This window comes from Polaromonas sp. P1_G2 (assembly GCF_056405515.1).
In genome coordinates this window covers 1-585 of record NZ_JBFUBY010000737.1, presented here as the reverse complement: position 1 = coordinate 585, position 585 = coordinate 1, and the positions used below count along the sequence as shown (strand labels likewise).

General features: G+C 59.5%; 3 protein-coding genes. All 3 read left to right on the top strand.

Features of this window, described 5'->3' with window-relative positions; all coding sequences use genetic code 11:
- Positions 1–199, top strand: a 199-nt coding sequence (locus tag AC1D0P_RS27285; protein WP_477679590.1) for a hypothetical protein, incomplete at its 5' end; no start/stop codon positions are given.
- 8 nt (positions 200–207) lie between these two features.
- Positions 208–294: a K(+)-transporting ATPase subunit F gene (kdpF, locus tag AC1D0P_RS27280; RefSeq protein ID WP_477679591.1), complete on the top strand. Its 87-nt coding sequence runs from the start codon at positions 208–210 to the stop codon at positions 292–294.
- A gap of 24 nt (positions 295–318) precedes the next feature.
- Positions 319–585: potassium-transporting ATPase subunit KdpA (locus AC1D0P_RS27275; protein WP_477679589.1), on the top strand; the 267-nt coding region annotated here is incomplete at its 3' end.

The window sequence follows — 585 nt, the reverse complement described above, 5'->3', positions numbered from 1 at the left end:
GCCGGGCACCCCGCGCCCTTATCAATTCCTTACGCCGCCATCCCACCTTCCCGATCGAGATTTGATCCGGAAGAGAGGCAAAGTGCGGGCTCCAAATTATCCTCAGGAGTTAGAGATGTTGGACCTGGTTTTCCTGGCCGTGGGCGTCGCCGCCTTCGGCATTTTTGCCGTTTATGCACGGCTTCTCGAACGGTTGTGAGGTGAAGCATGTTTGAAGCCATCTTCGGCCTCGCCGTCGCTCTGGCGCTCGGCGCCTATCTGGTGGTCACCCTCGTTCATCCCGAGCGGTTCTGACCCCGCCATCCCGGAGTATTTTCCATGACCTTCAACGGATGGCTGCAAATCGGCCTTCTCTTTGTCATCACGCTGGCGCTGATCAGGCCGCTCGGCCTCTATATGGCCCGCGTGTTCGAGGGCGAGCGCAATGTCCTTTCGCCAATCCTCAAGCCGGTCGAGGCCGGCTTCTATGCCATCTCCGGCGTCGACCCGAAGAAGGAACAGGGCTGGCTGTCGTTCACCATGTCGATGCTGCTCTTCAATGCGCTCGGTTTCGCATTGCTCTATGCCATGCTGCGCCTGCAGGGC